Here is a 26,128-nt window from a genome sequence, read left to right on the forward strand (position 1 = left end):
TTCCCCCTATGAATTGTAATCGGCCCAAGACATCATGCCTTTTTAGGGTTTACGTTTTTATAGTATTTATGAAACACGTTAATCTTATAATTGTTTAAATTTTTCTGATAATTTAGTGTTATTGGAGTTATGTGATGAAATCTATTATACTACCTTCTTCCTAAAAAAGTCACCCCCTATCTTTAAAAAAATTTATAAAATTTTAATATTCATGTATTGCATTTTTAATAATCCCTTGTTTTTAATGGATTTATTGATACTTATGTAATATTTTATTTTCTCTATTTATTTCGGTGGATCTGTATTAGCTGGATTCAAATTTAAATTTTCATAATATTTCGTGTCGCTAAATAATTGTATTTTCACACTATTTTAATGATTTCAAGATTTTTTGTTATAAAATAACTTTTAGCTAACTGTTTTTTTCGAGCACATCCGTGATCAATATAATGAATGAGGGGGTGCTATACATCTTTTTAGCCTGGAAATTTAGTTCAAATGCCGGGAATTAAATGCTTAAGTTACACTTTTGTTCATAGAAAAAAGGATTGGTGTAAAAGTTGTTTTACTTTTACACCAATCCTTTTTAAACTCTCTATAATATTAGGTTTACCTTTTATCTCCATATAGATGACATGCTACCCAGTGGTCTTTTTTGTGCTCGATAAATTGTGGTTCTGCTTTGGAACAGATTTCCATTGCCATTGGGCATCTTGTTCGGAATGGGCATCCGCTTGGTGGATTGATTGGACTTGGCACGTCTCCTTCGAGAATAATTCTTTCCCTTGTGCGTTCCACCTGTGGGTCAGCCATTGGAATTGCACTTAATAATGCTTGAGTATATGGGTGTAGTGGTTCTTCGTACAAGTCGTTACTTGTTGAGATCTCCACCATATTCCCTAGATACATTACACCTACTCGATCACTGATATGCTTAACCATAGATAGGTCATGTGCGATAAATAAGTATGTTAATCCTCTTTCTTTTTGTAGCTTTTTAAGCAAGTTTACAACTTGCGCTTGGATGGATACATCTAGTGCGGAGATAGGCTCATCCGCTACGATAAAATCAGGATCTACCGCAAGTGCTCTTGCAATTCCAATCCTCTGTCTTTGTCCACCACTAAATTCATGGGGATAACGGTTTGCGTGTTCCGCATTTAATCCAACTGTTTCCAATAATTCTATAACACGGTCGTCACGTTCTCTTTTTGTTTTTGCAAGACCATGAATATCGATACCTTCAGCGATAATATCCTTAACTGTCATTCTTGGATTCAAGGAAGCATATGGATCTTGGAAGATCATTTGCATACTGCGAGTTATTTCTTTTAATTGTTTCTTTGACTTTTTCGCATGGACGCTTGCACCTTTAAAGGAAACTTCTCCATCTGTTGCTTGATAAAGTCCCATAATCGTTCGACCAGCAGTTGATTTCCCACATCCTGACTCACCAACTAGCCCAAATGTTTCCCCTTTGTAAATATCAAAAGTAAGTCCATCTACAGCTTTTAACACGTTTTTGCGGTCTACTTTAAAATGTCTTTTTAATTCTTTAATTTCAAGAATCTTTTCCCTAGGCTTAGCCATTTACCTTCAAACCTCCTACATTCACAAATTCTGGTGGTTCTACTTTTGGAGCACGCTCATCTAATAGCCAGCATGCTGTCTTTTGTGTTTCGGATAGTTCAAAGTACTCCGGCATATGGGTACCGCATGCTTTCATTGCATATGGACAACGAGCTGCAAATGGGCATCCTTTTGGTGGATCGCTCAAGTCTGGTGGTGAACCAGGTATTGCCTTTAGTTCTTCATCACGGCTATCTAGTTTTGGCATAGAGCCAAGCAGCCCCCAAGTGTATGGATGTCTTGGATTATAGAAAATCTCATCAACAGAACCAGTTTCTACTATCTTACCTCCATACATAACCGCGACACGATGCGCTGCATTTGCTACTACTCCAAGATCATGGGTAATAAGGATAATAGCTGTACCTGTCTCCTTTTGTAATCCCTTCATTAAGTCTAATATTTGTGCCTGAATGGTTACATCAAGTGCAGTAGTTGGTTCATCTGCGATTAGAATTTTGGGGTTACACGCTAACGCAATCGCAATCATAGCACGCTGACGCATTCCACCAGAAAATTCATGCGGATATTGCTTTATTCGCTTTTCTGGGTTAGGAATACCTACTAATTTTAGTAGTTCTATCCCACGCAGTTGCGCTTCTGTTTTAGACATATTTTGATGCTTAATAAGACCCTCAGCAATTTGTTTACCAATTGTCATCGTTGGGTTTAAAGATGTCATTGGGTCTTGGAAGATCATACCTATCTCTTTACCACGAATGCTTTCCATTTGCTTCTCAGACTTTTGAATCAGATTCTCTCCATTAAACTCAATGGATCCGCTAACAAATTTACCAGGGGGCATCGGAATAAGTCGCATAACCGATTGAGCGGTTACACTTTTTCCTGAGCCTGACTCCCCTACAATTGCAAGTGTTTCCTCTGCATGTAAATCAAAGGACACATCACGAACTGCCTTTACCTCTGCTTTATATGTTTCAAAGTTTACAGAAAGGTTTTTTACACTTAGTATTTTTTTCATTTGTATTTCCCCCTTCCTACTTACGATCTTTCGGATCTAATGCATCTCTTAGACCATCGCCAATTACGTTAAATGCCAGCATCGTTAAACAAATAAAGAACGCTGGGAAGAAAAGCTGATACGGATAATACTGGAATGCACTAAGAGCATCATTTGTCATGACACCCCAACTAGAGTGTGGCACCGGTACACCGAGTCCCAAGAAGCTAAGGAATGCCTCTGTAAAAATTGCACTTGGCACGGTTAATGTTAACGTAACAAGGATTGGGCCTAGTGTATTAGGAATCAAATGTCTAAACATTATTCTAGAATTGCTTGCTCCAAGAGAACGAGAGGCTAGTACATATTCTTCTGATCGTAGTTGCATGACCTGACCGCGAACTATTCTAGCCATATTAATCCATCCCGTAAAAACCATCGCAATAATCATCGTCCAGATACCTTGCCCCATCAGAACCATCAGTAAAATAACAACTAAAAGATATGGCAGACCAGATAAAATATCGGCAAACCGCATCATATATTCGTCTATTTTTCCACCGAAGTAACCAGCAATGGCTCCCCAGATGATTCCAATGATAAGATCTAAAAATGCAGCCATCAATCCAATAAACAAGGAAATTCTAGCACCATCCCAAGTTCTTGCGAAAATATCTCGCCCGATATTATCTGTTCCAAACCAGTGTTCAGCAGACGGTACTAAATTTGTTGACATTAGGTCTGTATCTTTATAATTTTTTCCGGAAATTTCAGCACCAAATATTGCCATGAATCCTAACATAACTAGGATTAATATACCTATTAAGGCTAATTTATTTTTCCTAAACCTTCTCCAAGCATCTTTCCAATAAGAAGTACTTTTCCCTACGATTTTCTCGGATTCTGCATGATCCATATGAAGGGGATTAAAATCTGCATTTGAAAGCTGTGGTTGTGCCATCACTTTTCACCGCCCTTTGCTGCAATCTTAATTCTAGGATCAACTATTCCATAAATTAAATCTACTATTAAAATACTAACTAATAAAAGCACACTATAAAATACAGTGGTTCCCATAATAACTGTATAGTCACGATTTGTAATACTCGTTACGAATTCACTACCTAGACCAGGGATACCAAAAATCTGTTCAATAATAAAACTCCCTGTTAATATACTTGCAACTAATGGACCCATATAAGAAATTACAGGTAACATAGCATTCCTGAGACCATGCTTATAGGTTACAATTCGCTGACTCATTCCTTTAGATTTTGCTGTTTTAATATAATCTGAACTTAAAACATCTAGCATGCTTGAACGCATTAACCGTGCAATAAAAGCAAGTGGCGTTGTTGCTAGAGCTAGTGCAGGAAGAATCGTGTCAGAGAAAGATTCCATCCGTGCAACGGAGAACATTTCAAGCTTGATGGCGAATATATACTGTAAAATGGTCGCCATGATAAAGCTTGGAACCGATATTCCTAATACCGCTATTACCATTGCAGTATAATCTCCAAATCGATTATGTTTAAGTGCTGCAAACACACCGAAAAGGACACCTAATCCTAGAGCTATAAATACGGCTTCAAGCCCTAAGACGAGAGAATAAGGGAAACTACGTAAAATAATATCCATTACATCTTGTCCAACAAACTTAAAGGATGGTCCGAAGTCAAATGTAAGTGCATTTACAACATAGGTAATATATTGTTCATGAATGGGATCATTCAGTCCGTAAGCATTTTCCATTTGTTGCTCTAATGCAGGTGTCATCTTACGTTCGGATGCAAATGGGCTACCGGGAGCGGCCCGCATGATAAAGAATGTTGCACTGATGATTAAGAATAAGGATATCACAATATAGCCAACTCTTTTTAAGATATACTTTGCCAATACATACACCTCCAATTAACTTGTTACAATCAATACTACTTAAACGAAAAAAAGAGGTGAAACAATCCACCCCTCCTATTCCCTTTTCCTTTTCAAGAAAAAAGAATATCATCTTGTGTTTATGCGAAAGAAATACTCTTTGTCCTGTATTTCTAAGAAGGCGTCAACGGTTTCTTTTTGCATGTTAAAACTAGATATTTAGTTGCTATTCTCTAAATCTCTTGAAAAGCCTTGTTCCCACAAGTTACAAAAGGGTTTCATTTTATATGGAAGTAACCAAGAATAGGAAACATACAAGATGCTTCCTATCTTGGTTAAACTTCAATAGTTATTTATTAAGCAATTATTTTTCGATGTAGCCCCACTTGTATTGAACTCCACCAAGTCCAGATACTTCCACATTTTTCACGTAGTCTTTAGCAGTCCATACGTTTGTGTAGAAGTAAACAGGTGCGATAGGCATTGCATCCATAAAGATTGCTTCTGCTTCTCTTAGGACTTCTTTACGAGCAGCTGGATCTGTTTCCGTTCTAGATTGTGCAAGTAATTCTTGGTACTCAGCATCCTCCCAGTTCGTGTAGTTGTTTCCGCCAACGGAATTGAAGATTTCAAGGAAGTTAATTGCATCGTTAAAGTCTGCAAGCCATCCCATACGTCCAACTTGGAAGTTACCAGATCCCATAGAATCTAGATAAACGTTCCACTCTTCGTTTCCAAGCTCAACCTCAACACCAAGGTTCTTGCTCCACATATCTTGAACTGCTTGTGCAATTACAGCATGTGCTTCACTTGTATTATAAGATAACTTAAGTGGTGGCAATTCTTCTAAACCAAGCTCTTCTAAACCAGCTTCCAAATATTCCTTGGCTGTTTCAACATCATTATCAGCAAAGTATCCTTCATTGCTTTCTTCCCAAATGGAAGGTGGTACTAGTGCCATCGCAGGTTGTTGCTCACCTTTTGTGATGTTGTCAACAATACCTTGACGGTTAATTGCTAATGCAAATGCCTTACGAATATTTTCGTTATTAAATGGTTCTGCCTCTGTATTAAATGCATAGTAGTAAACACCTGCAAGAGCAGTAATGTTTAAAGATCCGTCTTCTTTAAGTGTAGGGATTGCAGCTAATGGAACCGAGTCAGTTGGTGATCCAACCCAATCAAGGTCACCAGCTTCATACATTTGAAGTGCCGTATTCTCATCTTCTACCATGAACATGTTAATTGTTTCTAGTTTTACAGTATCAGCATCCCAATAATCTGCGTTTTTCTTAAGTACGACCTTGTTTTTGTGCTCCCAAGTGTCAAGTACGAATGGACCGTTTGTTACATAATTTTCACCAGCATCAAGTGCCCATTCAGGGTTAGCCTCTGCAACAGCTTTGTTAACAGGGTAATAAGTATAGAAAGCAGTTAAATCTAGAAAATATGGAGTTGGCTGAGCTAAAGTAACTTCTAGAGTCTTGTCATCTAGCGCTTTAACACCAACATCATCTAATGAGCCGCCTTCTTCCTTAGCAGCCTGAGCTCCTTTGATTACATATAACTGATAGGCATAGTCCGTATCAGCATTAGCAGGGTCTAGTACCCATTTCCATGCAAATTCGAAGTCATGTGCAGTAACTTGATCACCATTTGACCAAGTTGCATCATCACGAATCGTGAATGTATACGTTAATAAGTCATCTGAAACCTCAGGCTCAGCAGCAGCCATCGCTGGCTCAACAACACCTTCTTGATTAATTCGCATTAACCCCTCGAATACTTGATCAAGTACAGCACCAGAAGTTGTATCTGTTGCTAGACCAGGGTGTAATGAAGGTGGTTCCGATTTAATATTTACATTTAATACTTGCTCCACATCGCCAGTGTCTCCAGCATCTTCTGTTTCACCAGAATCGCTAGAATCCCCAGAACCTTCACTCTTTTCTTCTGTTCCGTTATCGCCATTTGCATCACTGTCTCCGCCACCGTTACATGCAGCGAGAACTAGGCCAAGTGCAAATAAAAGAACTAAAAGTAATGACCATTTTTTCCACATATGTGAGACCCTCCTATTTTTAAAATTCCTTCAATTCAGGATAGTCTAAATCCTGAACTTGTTTTCCATTATACAACCTATTATAAAATATTTCATTAACTTTTTTACAAAATTTAATATATTATAATTAATCGACAAATTCCGATATAACTAAATAATCGTTTTTTACTAAATTATTAGTTAATTAGTAGTGGGTAGTTTTTCTTATTTTATTAGGCACAAAGAGGGACAGCCTCCCCAAGAACCAAATTAGCTAATTATACTAATTCTATTGCTTAGGGGGCTGTCCCTCCTACACTAGACGCGGTCAACACTACTATTTAAATAGATTAGAGAAAAAATTTGCAATTGCTTCAAATAGTTGTTTAAAAAAGTTACCTACACTATCCCAGAAACCTTCATCTGCTAATAAATCTCCAATTTGCTCTTGGACTTTTGTAGCAATATCATTTAATTGATTTTTAACCTGATCAAAATCAATATTTAGATCACGCATTTTCTCAAATAAATCAATTAACAATTGACGATCTTTTTCACTTAATGAGATTTCAAGTTTATCTAATTGTTCTTGTACTATTCTCTCAATATCTTCTATAGAAGCAGGATTTTGCTCTGCAATAGCTTGCTTAATTTGAGTAATTAATTCACTCACTTGCTCCTTACTTAATCCCGCATCCGAAACTAAGTCCGTTGCTACATTAAGTTCTTCATTCGCGAGCTCCATTCGCTCCTTATCAAGCTCTACACCCTCAACATCATATGCTTTATATATCCCTGTTAGTGCTGAATGTCCTGTTACTTTTACAGGAGAAGCAACAACAACAGTTGCATTTTCTACACCAGCAGTAAGTAAAGCATTTGCATACATTTCGCTTGTTACTTCCGTGATGTTATCTGGGGTGATGATGGAAATATTTAATCCTTTACCTTCCTCTTCCATCGTAATTTTAGCGGAAGAGAACATTCTGGAATTCGAGTTTCCACCAATATATTTTGCCAAGTCTTCACCAGTAACTGAATATTCATCGACCATTTCTGGATCTGTTATTTCAAGTAGTTTTTGTGTTTCAGCTTTTTGTTCTTCCGTTAAATTACCACCATAAACAACTATAGGAACCCCAAGTTTTTCATTAATTACTTCATCTGCACTTACAGGCATGATAAAGGCCGCGACTAAGCTAATTATTAATGTAAACAGGGCTGTTAGTTTTACATAACGTTTCATATTTCTAGCTCCTTTTCCTTTAATTTTCTTTTATATTACTTGTCTATCAAAATATTAATTTATAACTTAGATTATACCCAATCTCCAAAAAATAACACCTTTTAACTATTAATCTATAATACTTTAAATTTATTTCGTTTTCCGTTATATTTAGGGTACCGAAATATTTTATAGAAAGAAGGCAATTATTTATTAATACTGAAAACCTCTATGTTAAACGTAATTTAGTTATTATGTGGTTTGCTAATTTCTTTATAGCAGGAAGCATGACCATGGTTTTACCCTTTCTGTCACTTTATATCGATTCTTTCGGTGACTATTCGGATGTTTATGTCCAGAATTGGGCAGGCTGGGTTTTCTTAGTTACTTTTATTGCTGCATTTATATTTTCCCCGATTTGGGGACGGTTTGGGGATAAGTTTGGAAGAAAGAAATTACTAGTCTTCTTCGCAACCGGAATGGGAATATCCATATTTTTGATGGGGTTTGCTACGAACGTTTGGCAATTATTTATATTACGACTCATAATGGGAATATTCACAGGTTTTATTCCGATGTCTCAAGCACTTATTACAACACAAACACCCAAGAACATTGCTGGAAAAGTTCTAGGAACCCTACAAACTGGTAGTATAACAGGTTCATTAATGGGGCCACTACTCGGAGGAGCATTGGCGGATATATTTGGCTTCTCTACTACATTTAAATGGACCGCACTTGCCATATTCCTATCTGCACTTATTGTACTTTTCGGGGTAAAGGAAAAGCCATTAGAGTTCAGTTCAGATAAGGAACATAAAGCTTATACAAGTAAGGAAGTTATTTTACACATTATAAGACACCCTGTATTATTAGTAGTTATGATTATTTCCGCACTTGTGCAAATTGCTCACTTTAGCGTTCAGCCTATACTCTCCTTATATGTAGAAGAAATCCACGGCCCCCTTCATATTGCCTTTTTCTCTGGTATTGCTTTCTCCGCTGCCGGGGTTGGTAATTTGTTAATGACTAGAAAATGGGGGAAACTCGGCGATCAATATGGTTATATTAAATACTTAATCCTCCTCCTATTCATGGCTGGTATTGTGTATATACCGGGTGCATTTGTTACATCTATTTGGCAACTTGTCATCGTCCGATTCTTATTAGGAATATCAATTGGAGGAATCATCCCATTACGGATAGCATATATACGCCAAGAAGCACCATTATCAATGCAAGGTGAAGTGCTTGGTTATAATACTAGCTTGAGATTCTTAGGTAATATTATCGGCCCTGCTCTTGGTGGTGCTATTGCTGGATTTTATGGCATTTCTTCCGTCTTTTTCATTACGAGTGGAATACTTATTTTAAGTGGTGTGATCTTGTTAGTAGCTTGGTATAGGTATGAACATGCTGATCATAAGGGACATTCACTGTCTTCTAGGTAATAATAAATATTTAGCTTAAATAGTTCTTTAGTAAAAGTAATCCGAGTATCATTCAATATTCTCCCTTCGGAATTTGAATGTTAACTCGGTTTTTTGGGTTTTATCACTACAAAAGATACTGTTTGTTTGATAGAAACCGCTCGACTACTTTTAACGTACAAAGACTTCAGTCGCATGGGCCTTCGGTTCGGGCGCGTAATTCCTTGGTTTGGGCGCATGCTCAAGGTTTTCCGGCACATGGTTCCTCGGTTTGGGTACATATTTTTACATATGTAACGATATTCTCTTTTTATTTACACAATTTCGTTGTAAACTATTCCTATTGTTTTACAGAAAGAAGGAAAAATATTGGACAAAAAGACTACGAAGAATTTAACCTTATTTTCGATTACGTGGCCAATTTTCATTGAAATTTTACTGCATATGTTAATGGGAAACGCAGATACACTTATGCTAAGTCAGTATTCTGATAAATCAGTTGCCGCAGTAGGGGTTTCTAATCAGATACTTTCTGTAGTTATTGTCATGTTTGGCTTTGTCGCACAGGGTGCCGCAGTTTTAATTGCACAAAATATCGGCGCAGATAAACCTAAAGCAGCTGGACAAATTGCCATTAACGCATTAAGTATGAATCTACTATTCTCGATCCTCCTTAGTCTAGTATTATATATTTGGGCTAAGCCAATTTTGCATGTAATGGATCTCCCTCAAGAACTAATGGATGAAGGGTTAGCCTATATGCAAATTGTTGGTGGCTTAATTTTCATTCAAGCATTAATCATGACAACAGGTGCTATATTAAGAAGCTATGGTCATACGAAGGATACCATGATTGTAACTATTGGTATGAACATCCTTAATATTATTGGAAATTACTTTGTTATTTTCGGACCTTTTGGATTTCCTGTTCTAGGTGTTGAAGGAGTAGCTTATTCTACTGCTATTAGTAGATTATTGGGATTTATTGCTCTTGTTTTTCTACTCATTAAACGTGCAGATGGGGAGATTAATTTTAAGCACTTTTTCCAGTATGAAAAAAACCATGTTAAAAGTCTATTAAAAATAGGTATCCCCTCTGCCGGGGAACAATTATCCTATAACGCCAGCCAAATGGTTATTACCTACTTTGTCGCTCAACTAGGAACAATTGCGATTACGACAAAGGTATATACGCAAAATATTATGATGTTTATTTTCTTATTTTCAATCGCCATTGGTCAGGGCACGCAAATATTGATTGGTCATATGATTGGTGCAGGTAAAATAGAATATGCATATGAGCGAGCACTAAAGAGTTTACGTATTTCTATCTTTGTATCTTTTGCTATTGGTGGAATTGTATATCTCGTTGCAAAACCATTTCTTGGTATTTTTACAGACAACGCGTCTATCATTGAGTCTGGTACATTTCTTTTACTGCTCACTATTGTGCTGGAGCCTGGTCGTGCTTTTAACCTTGTTATGATCAGTTCGTTAAGAGCTGCAGGGGATGTAAAGTTCCCTGTATATATTGGTATTATTGTTATGTGGGGTGTAAGTGTAACCTTCAGTTGGTTTTTTGGAATTTTCCTCGGCCTTGGGTTAATAGGGATTTGGATTGGCTTTATAGCTGACGAATGGTTACGTGGTGTTTTAATGCTTCGCCGTTGGAAACAACGTAATTGGGTAAATATGAGTTTTGTACAGAAGGATACAGGAACGAAAGATGCATGATATTTGAAATTGGTATAGTGATAATGCTATCATTCAATCATTCCATTTAATTCTTGAAAGAAAGTGATGGCTAATGGGTATTGTTGTTGTTGAGATATGTGATGGTAATGCGATTACTACTTTAGATATAGAGGGGATTCTTGAAGAGGAGTTTCCTGAGGTCGCGGTTTTAACGAGTGATTGTTTGTCGTTTTGCGGATTGTGTAGGGTAAAGCCCTATGCAATTGTGAATAATCGGAGGATATTTGGAAAGAGTCCTGAGGATTGTTTGGATAAGATTAGGGAAGTTATTAGGGAAGAACTGGCTATCTATCAGTAAGACAGCCAGTTCTTTTGTTCTTTCGACATTTTTTATTGCCGGGGAAATAATTTGTCATTATTTCTGGACATGTCCGCGGCCTGAATACACTTCGCTTTTATTGCCAGCACAGTGGAGACATCTGTTCGAAGGACGTAGCGTTCTTACCTTTTGAACCCCTAATTCGCACTGTGGGGTCTCACCGATGCCTATCCACCCTTAGGACAATGGTTTTCGATGGGGCGAGTAAGCGCAGTCCCAAGGAATGCTTCGACAGCATGACATCGCACGATAGAAAAAGCGTTTTTCTTTTTCAAGGAGTCTTCGTGTATTCGGGCCACTCAGAGGTTATACCAACTTCCTCCTTCTCTTATAAACCTTACATTGAAATAACTATTACAAACTTGCTTTAAATATCTCTAATGAGTCTTCTTTTGTTAGCTTTTTAAAATTACCGTAGGCAGGTGAGGCAACTACGGTTTTTTCAGCCATGATTTCTAGGGAGCTGTCGTCTATTCCGTAGTCGGATAGTTTGGATGGGGCTCCGATGCTATTCCAGAATTGGCGTAGTTTTTCTATTCCTTCTACGGCTATGTCTTTGTCTGTTTTCCCTTCTGAATTTACGTTGAAGACGCGTACTGCTAATTGTTTAAATCGGAATACGTTTTCATCGTCTAGAACGTGATTCATCCAATTGGGGAATAGTATAGCTAGACCCCCACCATGTGGTATGTCGTGTACGGCACTTACCGCATGTTCTAGGTTGTGGGTTGCCCAGTCGCCACGGAATCCCATGTTAAGCATATTGTTTAATGCGAGTGTTCCGGATAACATAATGGTTTCCCGTAGCTCATAATTTTCCAAGTCCATCAAAAGTTTTGGAGCTGTTTCCATAACTGTAATTAAGACAGATTCACAAAAACGGTCTTGCACTTTTGTATTTGTAGTTTGATGGAAATAATGCTCCAATACATGTGACATCATGTCAACTATCCCATAAATAGTTTGATTTTCTGGTACGGAAAACGTATGGGTTGGATCTAAGATTGAAAACTTGGGAAATGTGTATGGTGCTGCACCCCAGCCATGCTTTTCATTCTCTTCCCAATTTGTAATCACAGAACCACTATTCATTTCTGAACCTGTTGCAGAAAGTGTTAATACAGTTCCAAACGGAAGGGCATCACTCGCAATATGCTTTTTCGTCACAATATCCCACATATCTATTTCGGTTTTTGCACCTACTGCAATTGCCTTTGTACAATCAATTGTGCTACCACCACCAACAGCTAGTAAAAATTCAATTCCTTCCTTCTTACAAATTTCAACCCCTTTACGTACAGTTGATATTCTTGGGTTTGGCTCAACTCCTGGTAACTCAAAAACCTCTGCATTGATTTCAGCAAGCTTTTCCATAACAGTATTATAGATACCATTATGTTTAATGCTTCCACCACCGTAAATAAGAAGCACCTTTCTACCATACGGTTTTACTTGGTCGGGCAGTGCATCTAATTGCCCTTTACCAAAGATAAGTTTTGTTGGGTTGTAATATGTAAAGTTATCCAATTTTTATTCCTCCTATTCAAAAACTACAATTGCATCTATCTCTACTAGTACATCCTTTGGTAACCGACTCACTTCAACTGTCGCACGTGCAGGATAAGGTTTTTCTAGATAACTACCATAAATTTCATTTACCGTAGCAAAATCCTCCATTGAAGATAAGTAAATTGTAAACTTACCAACTTTAGAAAAGTTAGCCCCTGCTTCATGTAGAATTGCCTTTAAATTTTCCATTACTTGTTTTGTTTGAGCCTCTATTCCTGTTACAACCTCTCCAGTTTCCGGATTAATACCAATCTGCCCAGATACAAATAGTAAATTGCCTAGTTCCACTGCCTGAGAATATGGCCCAATTGCGGCAGGGGCTTTTTTTGTAAAAACTTCTTTTCCCATGCTATTTCCTCCTTCAATACTTTTGTTTACATCATAGCGCTTTTGAATCCTGATAGCCATTTATTGATGTTCTTTTATACGGTCTACATAGCCCATGACTGATTTTACATAATAGATATCGCCGTAACAGGCATTGAACTGCTTCGCTTCTTTTCTTAAGCAAGTGTATATGGATTGGTCTGGGGCGTTTTCATACATCTCTTTCGAAAAAGAAATGGCTACTTCTTGTGTATAGTGTCCGGTTTTTTCCTGTACATAATTAATAAACCCTCTTCCAAAATTATAAGATTGGATGGCTAGTTCTAGATCATAACTCGCATCTTTTAGTGTTTCTGAAAAGTAAAATACGCCTTGTTTAATCGAAAGTTCAGGATCATCAATACATCCAATTTGTCCACAATAGCTTTCCGATGATTGCATGGGGTCAGTCCCCCTTCCACCGGATTCCTGCATCATCATTGCTAACAATATATCAACATAACTCGCTATCTGGTATTCTTCTGCATATTTTTCAACAAGTGGCTTATATTTCAGGACTTCTTCATTAACAGCTGGCTCTTTCCATTGGTTTTTATCAACAACAAGTGATAGTAACACCAAAACCACTACAAGACCCACAGCTAAATATGTCGTTTGCTTGATCGCTTTTTTTGTTTGTTTTTTCATATCCCCATCACTCTACATCTATAATATAGTTATCCACAGAAAAAGCATAAAACATGTCAATATTTCGTACCTTTTGTCAAAACCCACTACAAAATATTGAGGTTATCCTCAATCTATCCACAATTTGTGTATAAGTTTCAATTTTTTCTCTCTTTAAATAATACCTTCTCTCGCCATCTTCCAAACCGAAAGTACAGAAAGGCAAATACACTACTAATCATGAAGCTCACACCCATTCCCATCGCAATCCCACTATTGCCATATAACGCTGAGAAAAGAAATGTTAATGGATATCTCAGTATCCAGAACGAGATAATATTGAGCACTAATACCTGGTACATGGCTCCAGCAGCACGTACAACTCCATTTAATATGAAATTAATTCCTAAGAATGGATAGCAAAGTGCGATTACTTTTAAATATGTTGCACCAAATTGAACAGCTTCCTCTTCTTGGATAAAAAGTCGAACAGCATGTTCTGCTAGTAACACCACTAGTAAACCAATGAAAACCATGATTACAAAGTTATACAAAACACCGTATTTGGCAATTTTATTTACACGGTCCCAATTCTTAATCCCAATATTCTGCCCACTCATGCTTCCTACCGCAGTTCCAAGTGCATGTGCTGGAAGCATAATGATACTATCTAAACGTTGTGCTGCACCAAATCCACCAACTACTGAAGGACCAAAGGAAGTTACAACACTCATGATTGCGGCAGAACCTGCAGATATAACAGACATTTGTAACCCTGAAGGAATGCCTAAATGTAGAATCAGCTTAATTTCCTGCCACTTCGGAAGCCTTGGTACAGTAAACGGAGCAAGCTTTTTATGTAGGACATGAATAATTCCATATAAAAAAGCAAATCCCTGTGAAATTATTGTTGCATATGCCGCACCTTCTACTCCTAGCTTAAATACAGCAATAAATAGCGGATCCATCACTAGGTTTAACATAACCGCTATAAGTACAAATTTCAATGGGGTTTTACTATCCCCTAATGCACGAAGGGCTGTACTAATAAAGTTGTATCCAAATAAGAACAACATTCCAAGAAAGTTAATCTGTAAATAGGATGTAGCTAGTCCTAGTATTTCAACTGGCGTTCCTAATAAACGAAGAAGATTTTCAGCAAATACAAACCCAATAACTCCTAAGGAAACAGACATGATTGTCAATAATACAACAAATGCATTTAAATATCGTTTTAATCCATCCTGATTCTTTTGACCTTTTTGTTGTGAAAGAATAGTTAATGCTGCATTATTTAATCCAATGATAAAGGATAGTACAGTAAAAATAATCGTTCCTGAAACAGCAACTGCACCTAATGCATTCGCACCAAGCAAGTTGCCAACCCATAAGCTATCAATTAATTGATAAGAAGTCTGGAGTAAATTCGCTAGTAGTATTGGTCCAGAAAATACGATTAACTGTCTCCAAATATTCCCTTGTGTAAAATCATGTTGCTTTTTCATTCTGAAAAACAACCCTTCCATTTATAATCCAATATCAATTGTACCATTTCGAAATGAAAAGGGAAGGTTTCTCAAAACTTGAGAAACCTTCCCATATTCTATTATTAAGCTTCTGCTTGTAATTTCTCACCTGAACCTCGATTGCCTTTGAATAAGAATTGATAAGCAAGCATTAGAACAAATAATACTAGGCCAATAATATCACTATAACCTTCTGGGTACATGAGTAGTAGACCGGTAATAACGGAAATGGTTCTTTCGATACCGTTCAGTTTCTTATACCAGAATCCTATCAACCCAGCCCCAATAGCTATCATACCCGTTAATGCTGTGATTAATATCCACACAACGCCTCCGATTGTTGTATCAATCATAAGCATCTCCGGATTTAATACAAACATATATGGAATGATAAAGGCTGCAATTGCAAGTTTTGAAGCATTAAAACCAGTTCGTATTGGTTCTCCACCAGATATTCCCGAGGCAGCAAACGCTGCTAATGCAACCGGTGGTGTTATATCCGCAACAATTCCAAAATAGAACACAAACATATGTGCAGCAAGTACTGGAATTGCAACATCAAGCTGAGAGTTTAATGCCAAAATAGCAGGCAATGCAATGGTTGATGTAATAATATAGTTTGCAGTTGTTGGTGAACCCATTCCCAAGATAATAGATGCAACCATAGTAAATGCTAGGGTTAATAATAATTGAACGTTGATGTTTGATGTAAGAGCACCAGCAATATCAACAATTCCATTGCCAAGCTTTAATCCTAAGCCTGTTTTCGTTACTACCCCAACAATCATACCTGCACTTGCCGTCGCGGCAGCAACCCCTAATGCCGTACGAGCACCTGAAGTTAATGCATCCACAAATTTTCTCGGAGTAATGCGGGTTTCTTTCATGAACAAGCTAACAATAATGGCAGAAAGAATACCTAATAATGCAGTTCTTTCAATACTGTAACCCATGAATAATAAAATAATAATGACAAAGATTGGAATTAATAGATGGATCTTTTTGAATACCTCTTTCTTTGGAGGTATTTCACTCTCTGGTAGACCTGTTAAACCTGTTTTCTTAGCTTCCAGATGCGTCATGATCCAAATTCCCGCAAAATATAGTATTGCTGGGATTAGCGCGGCTTTTGCAATTTCCCAATATGGAACTCCTGCAAATTCAATCATTAAGAAAGCTGCAGCACCCATAATTGGTGGCATTATTTGACCACCTGTTGAAGCAGCAGCCTCAACAGCACCTGCGAATTCTTTTCGATAACCAAGACGTTTCATCAGTGGAATCGTATAAGCACCGGTCGTAACCGTATTGGCAACCGAGCTACCTGAAATAGTACCGTTCAAAGCACTAGAGAAAATCGCAACTTTAGCTGGTCCACCTGTTCTTCTTCCAGCTAGAGAAATGGCTAGATCATTGAAATACGTACCAACACCTGTCTTTACTAGAAACGCACCAAATAATAGGAATAAGAAGATAAATGTAGACGATACCTTTAATGGAGTACCAAGAATACCTTCCGTAGTGAAAAACATCGTATTAATCAACTGATTTAAACTTAAGCCTCTATGCGCTAGCATTCCTGGCATGAACTGCCCCAGAAGTGCATAGAGCAAAGCCAAACCTGCAATGATTGTAATTGGCAGTCCAACAGCACGTCTTGTAGCTTCCAAGGTTAGCAATATTGCAATACCACCAATGATCATTTGCACCATGTCTATTGAGCCTATTTGTTGTACAAGTTCTTCATAAAATACCGGCCAGTATAAACACACGACGATAGATAATCCCGCAAGTATATAATCAAACCATGCAACCTTTCGTTTATTTCCACCCTTCTTAGCTGGGAATAAAAGAAAGATTAGCACTAAAGCAAATCCTAAGTGGATTGTACGTTGAATATAGGCTGTATATGCTCCAAAATAACCAGTAAACAATTGGAAGAGCGAGAATGCAATTAACAGAACAAAAACTATTATAGCAGCAATACCTGTTAAATTACGTGTATTTGACTCTTGATCATATTTTTGCATTAGGGCTTCTTGTTCTTCTGGTGTTAGTTCTACGTTTTCGTGCTTATTCTTTTCAGTCACGAATTTTCACTCCTTTCAGTAATTGCCATAATGATAGATTCTTAATTTTAATCGTAAATCTGGCACCTGGTTCAAAGTAATCTTTAAACCATGCGATATGTTCGTTTTGATCTCCCCATACCAGTCGATGCCTAGGAACCGTTTTTCCATTTCGCAGATTGATAAAAGGAAAAACCCTATTCATATCTTTTATATGAATTTTTCCATCTTCATATTCTAAAGTTCCACCTTCAACAGAATTAGCTGGCATACCAATACCATACTGCTCGTAAATCATTCCATTTTGTTTAATCGAATGATCTGGTAAGACTTCATAGATTTCGACTACATCTGTCAGGTGTATAGAATGCGTAAATATAATTTGAAATGAGTCCCCTTCTTCAGTTGGAAGGAACGCCTCAATATGGTTTGTATTTTCTTTGTAAAATACTAGGGCAGTTCGGAAGGGAACAAAAAGTATCAATGATAGGGCTAACAGTAGGAGAAAAATAATTATAAATCGTTTTTGTACTAGTTTTAGCATGCTGACACAACCCAAAAAATGGACTGACCGGCTATCTGATCCTGTATCAGGCAATAAGCCGGCCAATATCCATCATACTATATTTTATTTATATTAATCTAGTAATCCTGCTTCTTTGAAGTATTTTTCTGCTCCTGGATGAAGGTCAATTCCAATACCATCAAGTGCGGATTCTTTTGTAATTAACTTACCTTTTGCATGTGTAATTTTACCTGTGTTTTCATAAACTGCTTTTGTCATTTCATAAACATCATCTTCAGATAAGCTATCTGATACAGCAAGCATTGCAAGAACTGCAACTGTTGTAACTTCACTTTCTAGTCCATACGTACCTGATGGAATTGTATCTGCAGCATAGTATGGGAATTCTTCTACTAGCGCATCAATTTTATCTTGAGCGATTGGAACAATTGTAATATCAGAAGTTGCTGCTAATCCTTCTACACTACCAGTTGGTGTACCTGCAGTAATGAATGCAGCATCAATGTTACCGTCTTGGATTCCACCAGTTGACTCATCGAAGTCAAGATCCTGAGCTTGAATATCACTATCAATATCTAGTCCATGTGCCGCCAAAATTTGCTCAGCATTTACACGTGTACCTGATCCAGGTGCACCAACAGAAACTTTTTTACCTACTAAATCTTCAACAGAAGTAATTCCAGAATTAGCAGATGTTACAATTTGAATTGTTTCTGGATATAAAGAACCCATTGCTAATACATTATCTACAGCTTTTCCTTCAAATGAGTTCGTTCCTTCAACCGCATTAGCCATTACATCTGTTTGGGTAAATGCAATGTCTGCTTCTTCATCTGCAAGTGCTTGAATATTATCTGCAGAAGCATTAGAAGACGATGGTGTTACTTTCATTTCCGCCTCATCAGAAATAATCTTAGAAATTTCCCCACCTAATGGGTAATAAGTACCACCAGTACCACCTGTTAACATCGTTAATTGTTTACTTCCACCACAAGCTGCAAGTGCTAATGACAGAACTAGTAGCACGGCAAAAGTAATTATATACTTCTTTTTCATGGAAAAAACTCCCCCTTTTTTAAATTCCTATCTAGTATTCTACTTAAAAACACCTAATATTGTCAAACTATTGTTAAAACTGAAAGCGTTGCATCACGCTAGATTCCTATTAAATTAGGGTTTCCAAATAAATATTAATTTTATTACAAATTATCTAAATAATGTGATATTATATAGTCAAGTATCTAAACTTATGGTTCTTTTTACTTAGATTATTGATTTATAAAAGCCTGCATGTGATCTAATCTCTTACCTTGTACTGCGCTTGTAAACTCAATAATCTAATTTTGAAAGGCCAAATTTATCGAAGGAGTTGAAGATAAGTATGATGCAGGTTCCGTTGTCGGTTGGATCATTGATGGAGCACGCGGAGAGTTTTTTCCCAAAAAAGGAAGTTATTTCTCAGACGCACGATAAGCTTCACCGGTTAAATTACGGGGAAATTGGCCAGCGAACTAGACGGTTAATGAGTATCTTGAATGAGCTTGGTATCAGTAAGGGGGATCGGGTAGGAACGTTAGCCTGGAATCACCATCGTCATTTGGAAGTTTATTTCGCAGCGCCAGGAATGGGAGCCGTCCTACATACGATTAACATACGTCTATCCCCAGAAGACATTATTTACATTATTAATCATGCAGAAGATAGGATTTTGTTTATTGATGAAGATATTTTACCTCTCATTGAGCACATACACACTCATTTAGCTACTGTAGAAGCTTATGTAGTTATGACAGATAAAGCTGAACTCCCAGATTCTACTATTCAACCACTCTACTCTTATGAAGAACTACTCTCAACTGGTGATCCATCCTATGAATTTGCTAAAGATATTGATGAAAATCAACCCGCTGGTATGTGCTATACATCTGCAACAACCGGCAAACCAAAAGGTGTCGTGTACACCCATAGAGCAATCGTATTGCACAGTTTTGCTTTAGGTCTGGCTGATACAGCAGCTATATCAGAGTCTGATGTATCCATGCCTGTTGTACCACAGTTCCATGTTAATGCTTGGGGTACACCTTTTGCTTGTACGTGGTTTGGTTCTACACAAGTATTGCCTGGTCCACGTTTCACACCAAAACGATTGGCTGAATTCATTGACCGCTTCAAGGTAACCATTACTGCTGGAGTACCAACTATTTGGTTAGGTTTATTACGGGAGTTAGAACAAGGTGACTATGATACTTCTAGTCTAAGAGCTGTTTTATGTGGAGGTTCTGCAGCACCACTAGGACTAATTAAGGCATTTGAAGAAAAGTATAAAATACCATTCTATCACGCTTATGGTGCAACAGAAACGACACCATTAGCAACGATATCCCGTTTAAAAAGCTATCAACAGGATATTTCACAGGAGGAAAAATTCCAGGAACGGGCTCGCCAAGGTATCCTTGTCCCTGGCCTTCAGATGAAGGTTGTTAGTGATAAAGGAGAGGTTGAGTGGAATGGGAAAGACATGGGTGAATTATTACTAAAAGGACCATGGATTGCGGATGAGTATTATAAGGACAATCGAAGCTTAGATGCATTTAAAAATGGTTGGTTCCATACTGGCGATGTTGTAACAGTTGATGAAGAAGGAACAATTAAAATCGTTGATCGTACAAAGGATTTAATAAAAAGTGGTGGTGAATGGATTTCCTCGGTTGAAATTGAAAACGCCATCATGGCATTTGGACCGGTTTTCGAAGCGAGTGTTGTTGCTATTCCAGATGAAAAATGGCAGGAAAGACCAATCGCATGTGTTGTATTACATGAAGGTTATGAGAATAAAACAACGAAAGAAGATATTCTAGAATTCTTGAAGCCACAATTTCCGAAATGGTGGTTACCAGATGATGTGCTATTCTTTGAAGAAATTCCTAAATCGTCTGTCGGTAAATTCCTTAAAAGAGAGCTTCGTGAACAGGTAAAAGCTAGATATAGTCCACAGGGATAAGAAAAAATACAGAGGAGTTACGGTAAACTCCTCTGTAAATTCTCTAATATAATAGAAATATTTTATTCACTTGACAATATTATGAAAATTCCTTAGACTGAGATAAATTGACAAATCTGTCGCTTATTAGTTCGCTTAATAGGCGTCATTCTTTTACTAAAAATTAACTGAATTTTCATTATTATATAATGATATAATCCTTCTTTAAGGTAGTATCATCATATAACAGTTGATATTGCCTCAATATTACATTTGGGAGGGAAGATTGGTGAAAATAAAGGTTGCTTTATTCGGAAGAAGTGAATTAGTTGACCGCTTTCAAGAATATGTTAAAGACCATAATGAAATAGAAGCAATTCCTTTTATTTATAGAAAAGCAAGTGAAGCTTCCGAACTAGTCGAAAAGGCCTTTATGTGCGATGTTTATTTATTTTTAGAATGCCTTCCATACTTACACGCACATAGCAAAATCAAAAAGAAACGATTACCGACTATTCAAGTGGCCTTTGACGAGTACATGATTCTAACGTCATTCTACCATGTAAAAAACAAATACCAACAACAGTTAACCCGTTTGTCCATTGATGTGCTGGATGAAATCCACGTTTCCGAGGTATTAAGTGAATTAAATCTAGCTGGTGATAATATCTATACATATAGTTATAAACAGGATGATGAAGTAGATATTAAAAAAATTGTTGATTACCATAAACAGCTCTTTGAAGATGGAAAAATTGATTATGTCCTTACATCCCTAAATGAGATTGAAAAGCAGCTAAACGAATATGGAATCCCGACCTATCAAATGGTTATACCTAAACGTAATATGGAACGAGCTATTCAGGAGTGTAAAACAATCGCTACTTTAAATATGAGTAAGAGCGCTCAAATCGTTGCTGGTTATATACGAATAAAGGAAATAGACAAAATCATTGAAGAAAAAGGAGATTCGCATCTAAAAGAACTTCAGTTTAAGCTTTACCAGATTCTTCTTAAATTCGGACATAAAACATATGCTTCTGTACTTACCAATAACGAAAATCAATATGTCATCTTTGGTACTAGAGGCGTTTTAGATCATATTACGAACCACTATCGAGATTTTCCACTAATTAAAGAGATTGAAAATACATTAGATACATCCATTGAGATCGGTTTCGGTCTTGGATTAACTGCAAAACAAGCAGAGGACCACGCAATACTTGCATTGGATGCGTGTACCCATAACAGTAATAGTAGTTGTTATATTATTAATGATCGTGGGGAAACAATAGGTCCACTCGGTGTGAAAAAGCACTTTGACACCTCAAGGCTATATCAAGCACTTATTCATAAGGCAAAGTTAAATAATGAGCTCTCTTATAACTTTATTGATTTTGTTCAACTGCGAAACAATGAGCCATTTTCATCCAACGACATCGCCAATTATTACCGCGTCACAAAGCGAAGTGCTGAAAGAACCGTTAATAAGCTCTTAACGGGGAATGTTATTAAGATCGTTGGGGAAGAAAAGCCATATGTAAAAGGAAGACCGAGGAAGTTGTTTCAGATTAATATGTAAGCACTAGTCGTGGTATGAGTATCAAGGGACAGACCCGTAACATTTGCAAATTACGTTGTTAGGGGTCTGTCCCTTTAATGTCATTATTCTATCACATCATTTCATACCGTTATTGTGTTTGAAATGATGTATGAGAGAGCTTTGTACATTATTTCAAACTAATGTTGCGATGTAAATGATGTATAGGTATGTGATTACGGCTATGATAGTATGGAATTTCAGTGGCATTGCAATAATTTTCTTTTTTTACAAAAAGCTCCCCGAAAGTTAGATGATTTTTTCTCTTACTTTTGGGGTGCTTTTTCATATACGTTCCACTTTAACTTACAGTAATAAACGGATTCTGTAATACTGGTAGACTTTTAAATACTCAATAACTCTCTTACATCATCTTCACTTAAAGAGGACAACATCTTCTCTCCCGGTTGGATGACTTTATCAATTAACTCCCGTTTTTTCTGTTGTAATTCATAAATCTTTTCTTCGATTGTGCCTTCTGTAATGAGACGAATTACTTGAACAACATTCTTTTGTCCAAATCGGTGGGCTCTACCTGTTGCTTGATCTTCAACTGCTGGATTCCACCATAAGTCATATAGAATGACAGTATCTGCGCCGGTAAGATTTAATCCTGTTCCACCAGCCTTTAATGAGATAAGAAACACTTTCTTTTCCCCGCCATTAAACCGTTCACTCATTTCAACACGCTCACTAGATGGTGTTTGACCACTTAGATAGAAGTAATCAATATCGGCTTCATTCAGTTTTTCAATGATAATCTCATGCATGCTTGTAAATTGCGAGAAAATTAGCATACGTTTTCCATTCGCAATAGCAGTTTCGACTGTTTCCATTAATAAATCAAGCTTTCCAGACTTGCCAGTATAATTCTCTATAAACAGTGATGGATGGCAGCAAATTTGTCGCAGCCGCGTTAACCCTGCGAGTATCTTCATTCGATTATGTTGGAAGCCGCTCTCTTGGATAGATTGTGCCGCTTCCTGTTGTACCTGCCTTAAATATCCAACATATAACTCTTTTTGCTCATTGGTAAGTTCGGATACGCTGACTGATTCAATCTTATCAGGTAGTTCTTTTAATACATCCTTTTTCAATCGACGTAATATAAATGGACCTGAAATAGATGAGATTTTATCATGAGACAGTTGTTTGAAAGCTTTTTGATTCGGCATTAACCCTGGTAACACGACCTGGAATATTGCCCATAGCTCATCAATGGAATTTTCAATTGGTGTTCCGCTCAAAGCAAACCGACGGCCGGCTTTTATTTCACGTATTGCTTTTGATGTTTTAGTTGCATAGTTTTTTATAAATTGTGCTTCATCTAAGATTAATGTTTGAAACGTTAGTTCACGGTACTGTTCGATGTCTTGTCGCAATGTTGCATAGGACGTAATCCATACATCAGAATCTTTAAAGAGACTAATCTTTTCCTGACGCTCTTGTGGCGTTCCGGTCATAACCGCTACTTTTAAAGTAGGAGTAAACTTTTCAAATTCATTTTTCCAATTATAAACAACAGATGATGGCACAACAATTAAATTTGGATGTTCTCCAAGCTCAGATGCTAAATAAGCAATGCTTTGTAAGGTTTTCCCAAGCCCCATATCATCCGCTAAAATTCCTCCTAAATGATAATGACTAAGCGATTTAAACCATTGGTAACCAGTCATTTGGTACGACCTTAACGATGCATTCAAAGTACTCGGTAACTCATAGTGCTGTTCTTCTGGCTCTTTTAATTGATGTAGTAATTGCCTAAATGCAGGATCATAGTTTTTCTTCGTATCAATTAACTCGTCAATTTGTGTACCACGGAATACTGGCATTTGAATTTTTCCATCTTGAACATCACTTTTATGAATATCCATGTCTCGGAAGAAGTTCTGGATGGAAGTAAATTCTTCTCCTTCAAGGGATAGCATTTCACCACTTTGTAGGCGATAGTATCGTTTTTTCTCAATCACTGCATCTAGAATCTTATTAATTTCTGAATCATCCATGCCATCCATATCAAAACCAATCTCTAGTAAATTACTAGAGGTTTCCATTCTTACACTTGTTCTAGGTATTGGTTCATTTTCAATAATAAATCCTCTGACCTCAGATGTTAGGAACAATTCAACATATTCATCAAGTACTGGTAAAACCTTATACAGGAAATCATACAATTCTTCCTCATCCGCATCGATAAATAATTCGCGGCCATTATAATGGAAGTTAGCATATTCAATTAACTGCATGATTTGTTTTTCTTTGTCTACATCTCGGATGATAATGACTTCATGATCGTCACGACTACCGAATGGATCGATAATATGATTGCCATAATGGTATTCTAATTTCCCAGTAATCCATTCTTCCTTAGCCTCTAAATATAGCTTCGCTCGTAGCGGAACTTGAATGATTTCTGATGAAACTTTTTCGGAAATCTCAACCTCTCCAACTTTCTTTAGAGATGGAAGTACCTCCGATAAAAAGGCATCCGCTTGTTTTTTAGAAATCGGGAGTTGTTGGTCAATTTTCCCGAACTGACTAACAAGCTCTAAGATTGGTATTTGTTCTTTTAATGGGAAATAGAAAACTCCATTATAGAAAAGCATTTCGTAGTTACTGAAATACACACTGTCTTCTACCTCATGCATGGTTAAGAACAAATCATCTCGTTCATTTTTGTTCAGGGCAAAGTGGAAAGGTAGTCTTCCTTTTTCAATGGAAACATTTGAAAAAGATTGAGAGTTTGCTTCGACCACCAAATCTCGTTGGAGTAACTTCTCCAATAAATTCTCCGCAATTAATGGAGGAATAATAATTGACCTTTTATCACTAACATTACCTCGGTAATGATACACATGATAGCCATCATAAATTTTTTCATTCTTTTGGATAGAGCCAAGAAGTTCAAATATCTCTTGGTCTTCTGGCAGTAAAAAATGCTGACTTGGTGCATATGCAAACAATTTGGTAAAGAAATGTTCATTACCATTTAAGACATCTCGCAAAAATTCATGAACATCTTTCACTACATAATCACGGGATACACCTGCTTTTAATTCAATTAATAGATTTCTATCGTAGGACCACTTCAATATATATTCCACATGAAGGGGCTCTTTTTCTGGCAATATATCTGACATCTCTGTAGGCTGACCAACATTACTTAGCGCTCGGATAAAACGATTGGTAATTTCATAATCATAATTGGAGTAAGACAATTCCTGTGGTGTTTCTTTATTGGCAATGCCAATTAATGTAGCAGCAATATGTTTACATGACCCGTAAGAATCAAAAGCCGGGCAGTCGCAATATGTATCAACTGACCCTTTTTCAAAATCCTTCATATTGATTTCTACAAAATAATCCTCTGAACCTTGTACCGTTGCTGTCCAAACATTATAGTTCATGTCATAGGATAAATCGGAAACAAGACCTTTATTATAATATTCTAATCCTCGTTTATAGATTAATGATGGAAATAGCCTTTGGATATTGATCTCGCTTAGTTTTTTCAAAATCTATTAACCTGCCTTTTAAGAACGCATTTATATACTTATTGTATAAGAGATTTGAATAATTTTAAAATGATTCATTTCTATTCTTATAGGATAGGAAAACCTATGGTAGATT

General features: G+C 37.0%; 19 protein-coding genes. 5 read left to right on the forward strand and 14 right to left on the reverse strand.

Annotated features, from left to right (window positions below):
- Positions 1-609: 609 nt before the first annotated feature.
- The 6 genes from TY11_RS06385 to TY11_RS06410 form a co-directional block, all read right to left on the reverse strand.
- Positions 610-1,590 (reverse strand): ABC transporter ATP-binding protein, encoded by a 981-nt coding sequence (locus TY11_RS06385; protein ID WP_042144068.1) that lies wholly within the window; start codon positions 1,588-1,590, stop codon positions 610-612.
- A complete protein-coding gene (locus tag TY11_RS06390) occupies positions 1,583-2,611 on the reverse strand; it encodes an ABC transporter ATP-binding protein (RefSeq protein WP_042144070.1) in 1,029 nt (342 codons plus the stop codon). The genes TY11_RS06385 and TY11_RS06390 overlap by 8 nt, the downstream gene beginning before the upstream one ends.
- A gap of 16 nt (positions 2,612-2,627) precedes the next feature.
- Entirely contained in the window at positions 2,628-3,551 is a 924-nt protein-coding gene (locus tag TY11_RS06395) for an ABC transporter permease (RefSeq protein ID WP_042144073.1), read from the reverse strand.
- Positions 3,551-4,486 (reverse strand): ABC transporter permease, encoded by a 936-nt coding sequence (locus TY11_RS06400; protein ID WP_042144074.1) that lies wholly within the window; start codon positions 4,484-4,486, stop codon positions 3,551-3,553. Before TY11_RS06400 ends, TY11_RS06395 begins: the two co-directional genes overlap by 1 nt.
- 343 nt (positions 4,487-4,829) lie before the next feature.
- Positions 4,830-6,527, reverse strand: coding sequence for a peptide ABC transporter substrate-binding protein (locus tag TY11_RS06405; protein WP_042144076.1), 1,698 nt, complete (start codon positions 6,525-6,527; stop codon positions 4,830-4,832).
- Positions 6,528-6,843: 316 nt separating this feature from the next.
- Positions 6,844-7,752, reverse strand: coding sequence for a DUF1002 domain-containing protein (locus TY11_RS06410; protein ID WP_042144079.1), 909 nt, complete (start codon positions 7,750-7,752; stop codon positions 6,844-6,846).
- Between the two features lie 233 nt (positions 7,753-7,985).
- Here TY11_RS06410 and TY11_RS06415 point away from each other — a divergent pair, with 233 nt between their 5' ends.
- From TY11_RS06415 to TY11_RS06425, 3 genes are all read left to right on the forward strand, one after another.
- Entirely contained in the window at positions 7,986-9,182 is a 1,197-nt protein-coding gene (locus tag TY11_RS06415) for an MFS transporter (protein ID WP_042144081.1), read from the forward strand.
- Between the two features lie 348 nt (positions 9,183-9,530).
- Complete coding sequence (locus tag TY11_RS06420) at positions 9,531-10,895, forward strand: MATE family efflux transporter (protein WP_042144083.1); 1,365 nt, start codon at positions 9,531-9,533, stop codon at positions 10,893-10,895.
- 73 nt (positions 10,896-10,968) lie between these two features.
- Positions 10,969-11,214, forward strand: coding sequence for a YuzB family protein (locus TY11_RS06425; RefSeq protein ID WP_042144085.1), 246 nt, complete (start codon positions 10,969-10,971; stop codon positions 11,212-11,214).
- Between the two features lie 375 nt (positions 11,215-11,589).
- On the opposite strand, the gene TY11_RS06430 is transcribed toward TY11_RS06425, so the two are convergent.
- The 7 genes from TY11_RS06430 to TY11_RS06460 all read right to left on the reverse strand — a co-directional run bounded on the left by TY11_RS06430 (position 11,590) and on the right by TY11_RS06460 (position 18,974).
- On the reverse strand, positions 11,590-12,762 hold the full coding sequence (locus TY11_RS06430) for an iron-containing alcohol dehydrogenase (RefSeq protein ID WP_042144087.1): 1,173 nt from the start codon (positions 12,760-12,762) through the stop codon (positions 11,590-11,592).
- A gap of 12 nt (positions 12,763-12,774) precedes the next feature.
- Positions 12,775-13,152, reverse strand: coding sequence for a RidA family protein (locus TY11_RS06435; RefSeq protein WP_042144089.1), 378 nt, complete (start codon positions 13,150-13,152; stop codon positions 12,775-12,777).
- A gap of 60 nt (positions 13,153-13,212) precedes the next feature.
- Positions 13,213-13,818, reverse strand: coding sequence for a lysozyme family protein (locus tag TY11_RS06440; protein WP_042144091.1), 606 nt, complete (start codon positions 13,816-13,818; stop codon positions 13,213-13,215).
- 137 nt (positions 13,819-13,955) lie between these two features.
- Positions 13,956-15,302 (reverse strand): MATE family efflux transporter, encoded by a 1,347-nt coding sequence (locus tag TY11_RS06445; RefSeq protein WP_042144093.1) that lies wholly within the window; start codon positions 15,300-15,302, stop codon positions 13,956-13,958.
- A 104-nt stretch (positions 15,303-15,406) separates the two neighbouring features.
- The gene (locus TY11_RS06450) at positions 15,407-17,353 is read right to left on the reverse strand and encodes a TRAP transporter permease (protein WP_081755855.1); all 1,947 of its coding nucleotides are present in this window, start codon (positions 17,351-17,353) and stop codon (positions 15,407-15,409) included.
- Between the two features lie 52 nt (positions 17,354-17,405).
- A complete protein-coding gene (locus tag TY11_RS06455; protein WP_042144097.1) occupies positions 17,406-17,936 on the reverse strand; it encodes a DUF1850 domain-containing protein in 531 nt (176 codons plus the stop codon).
- Between the two features lie 93 nt (positions 17,937-18,029).
- Positions 18,030-18,974: a TAXI family TRAP transporter solute-binding subunit gene (locus tag TY11_RS06460; protein ID WP_042144099.1), complete on the reverse strand. Its 945-nt coding sequence runs from the start codon at positions 18,972-18,974 to the stop codon at positions 18,030-18,032.
- 325 nt (positions 18,975-19,299) lie between these two features.
- Here TY11_RS06460 and TY11_RS06465 point away from each other — a divergent pair, with 325 nt between their 5' ends.
- Entirely contained in the window at positions 19,300-20,919 is a 1,620-nt protein-coding gene (locus TY11_RS06465; protein ID WP_042144102.1) for a long-chain fatty acid--CoA ligase, read from the forward strand.
- Between the two features lie 268 nt (positions 20,920-21,187).
- Positions 21,188-22,480: a hypothetical protein gene (locus TY11_RS06470; protein WP_042144104.1), complete on the forward strand. Its 1,293-nt coding sequence runs from the start codon at positions 21,188-21,190 to the stop codon at positions 22,478-22,480.
- A 362-nt stretch (positions 22,481-22,842) separates the two neighbouring features.
- Here the strand turns inward: TY11_RS06470 and TY11_RS06475 are convergent, their stop codons facing one another.
- Positions 22,843-26,013, reverse strand: a complete 3,171-nt coding sequence (locus TY11_RS06475; RefSeq protein ID WP_042144107.1) for a DEAD/DEAH box helicase — start codon at positions 26,011-26,013, stop codon at positions 22,843-22,845.
- Positions 26,014-26,128 lie beyond the last annotated feature (115 nt).

The organism is Paucisalibacillus algeriensis, assembly GCF_000577245.1.
GTDB lineage: Bacteria > Bacillota > Bacilli > Bacillales > Amphibacillaceae > Ornithinibacillus.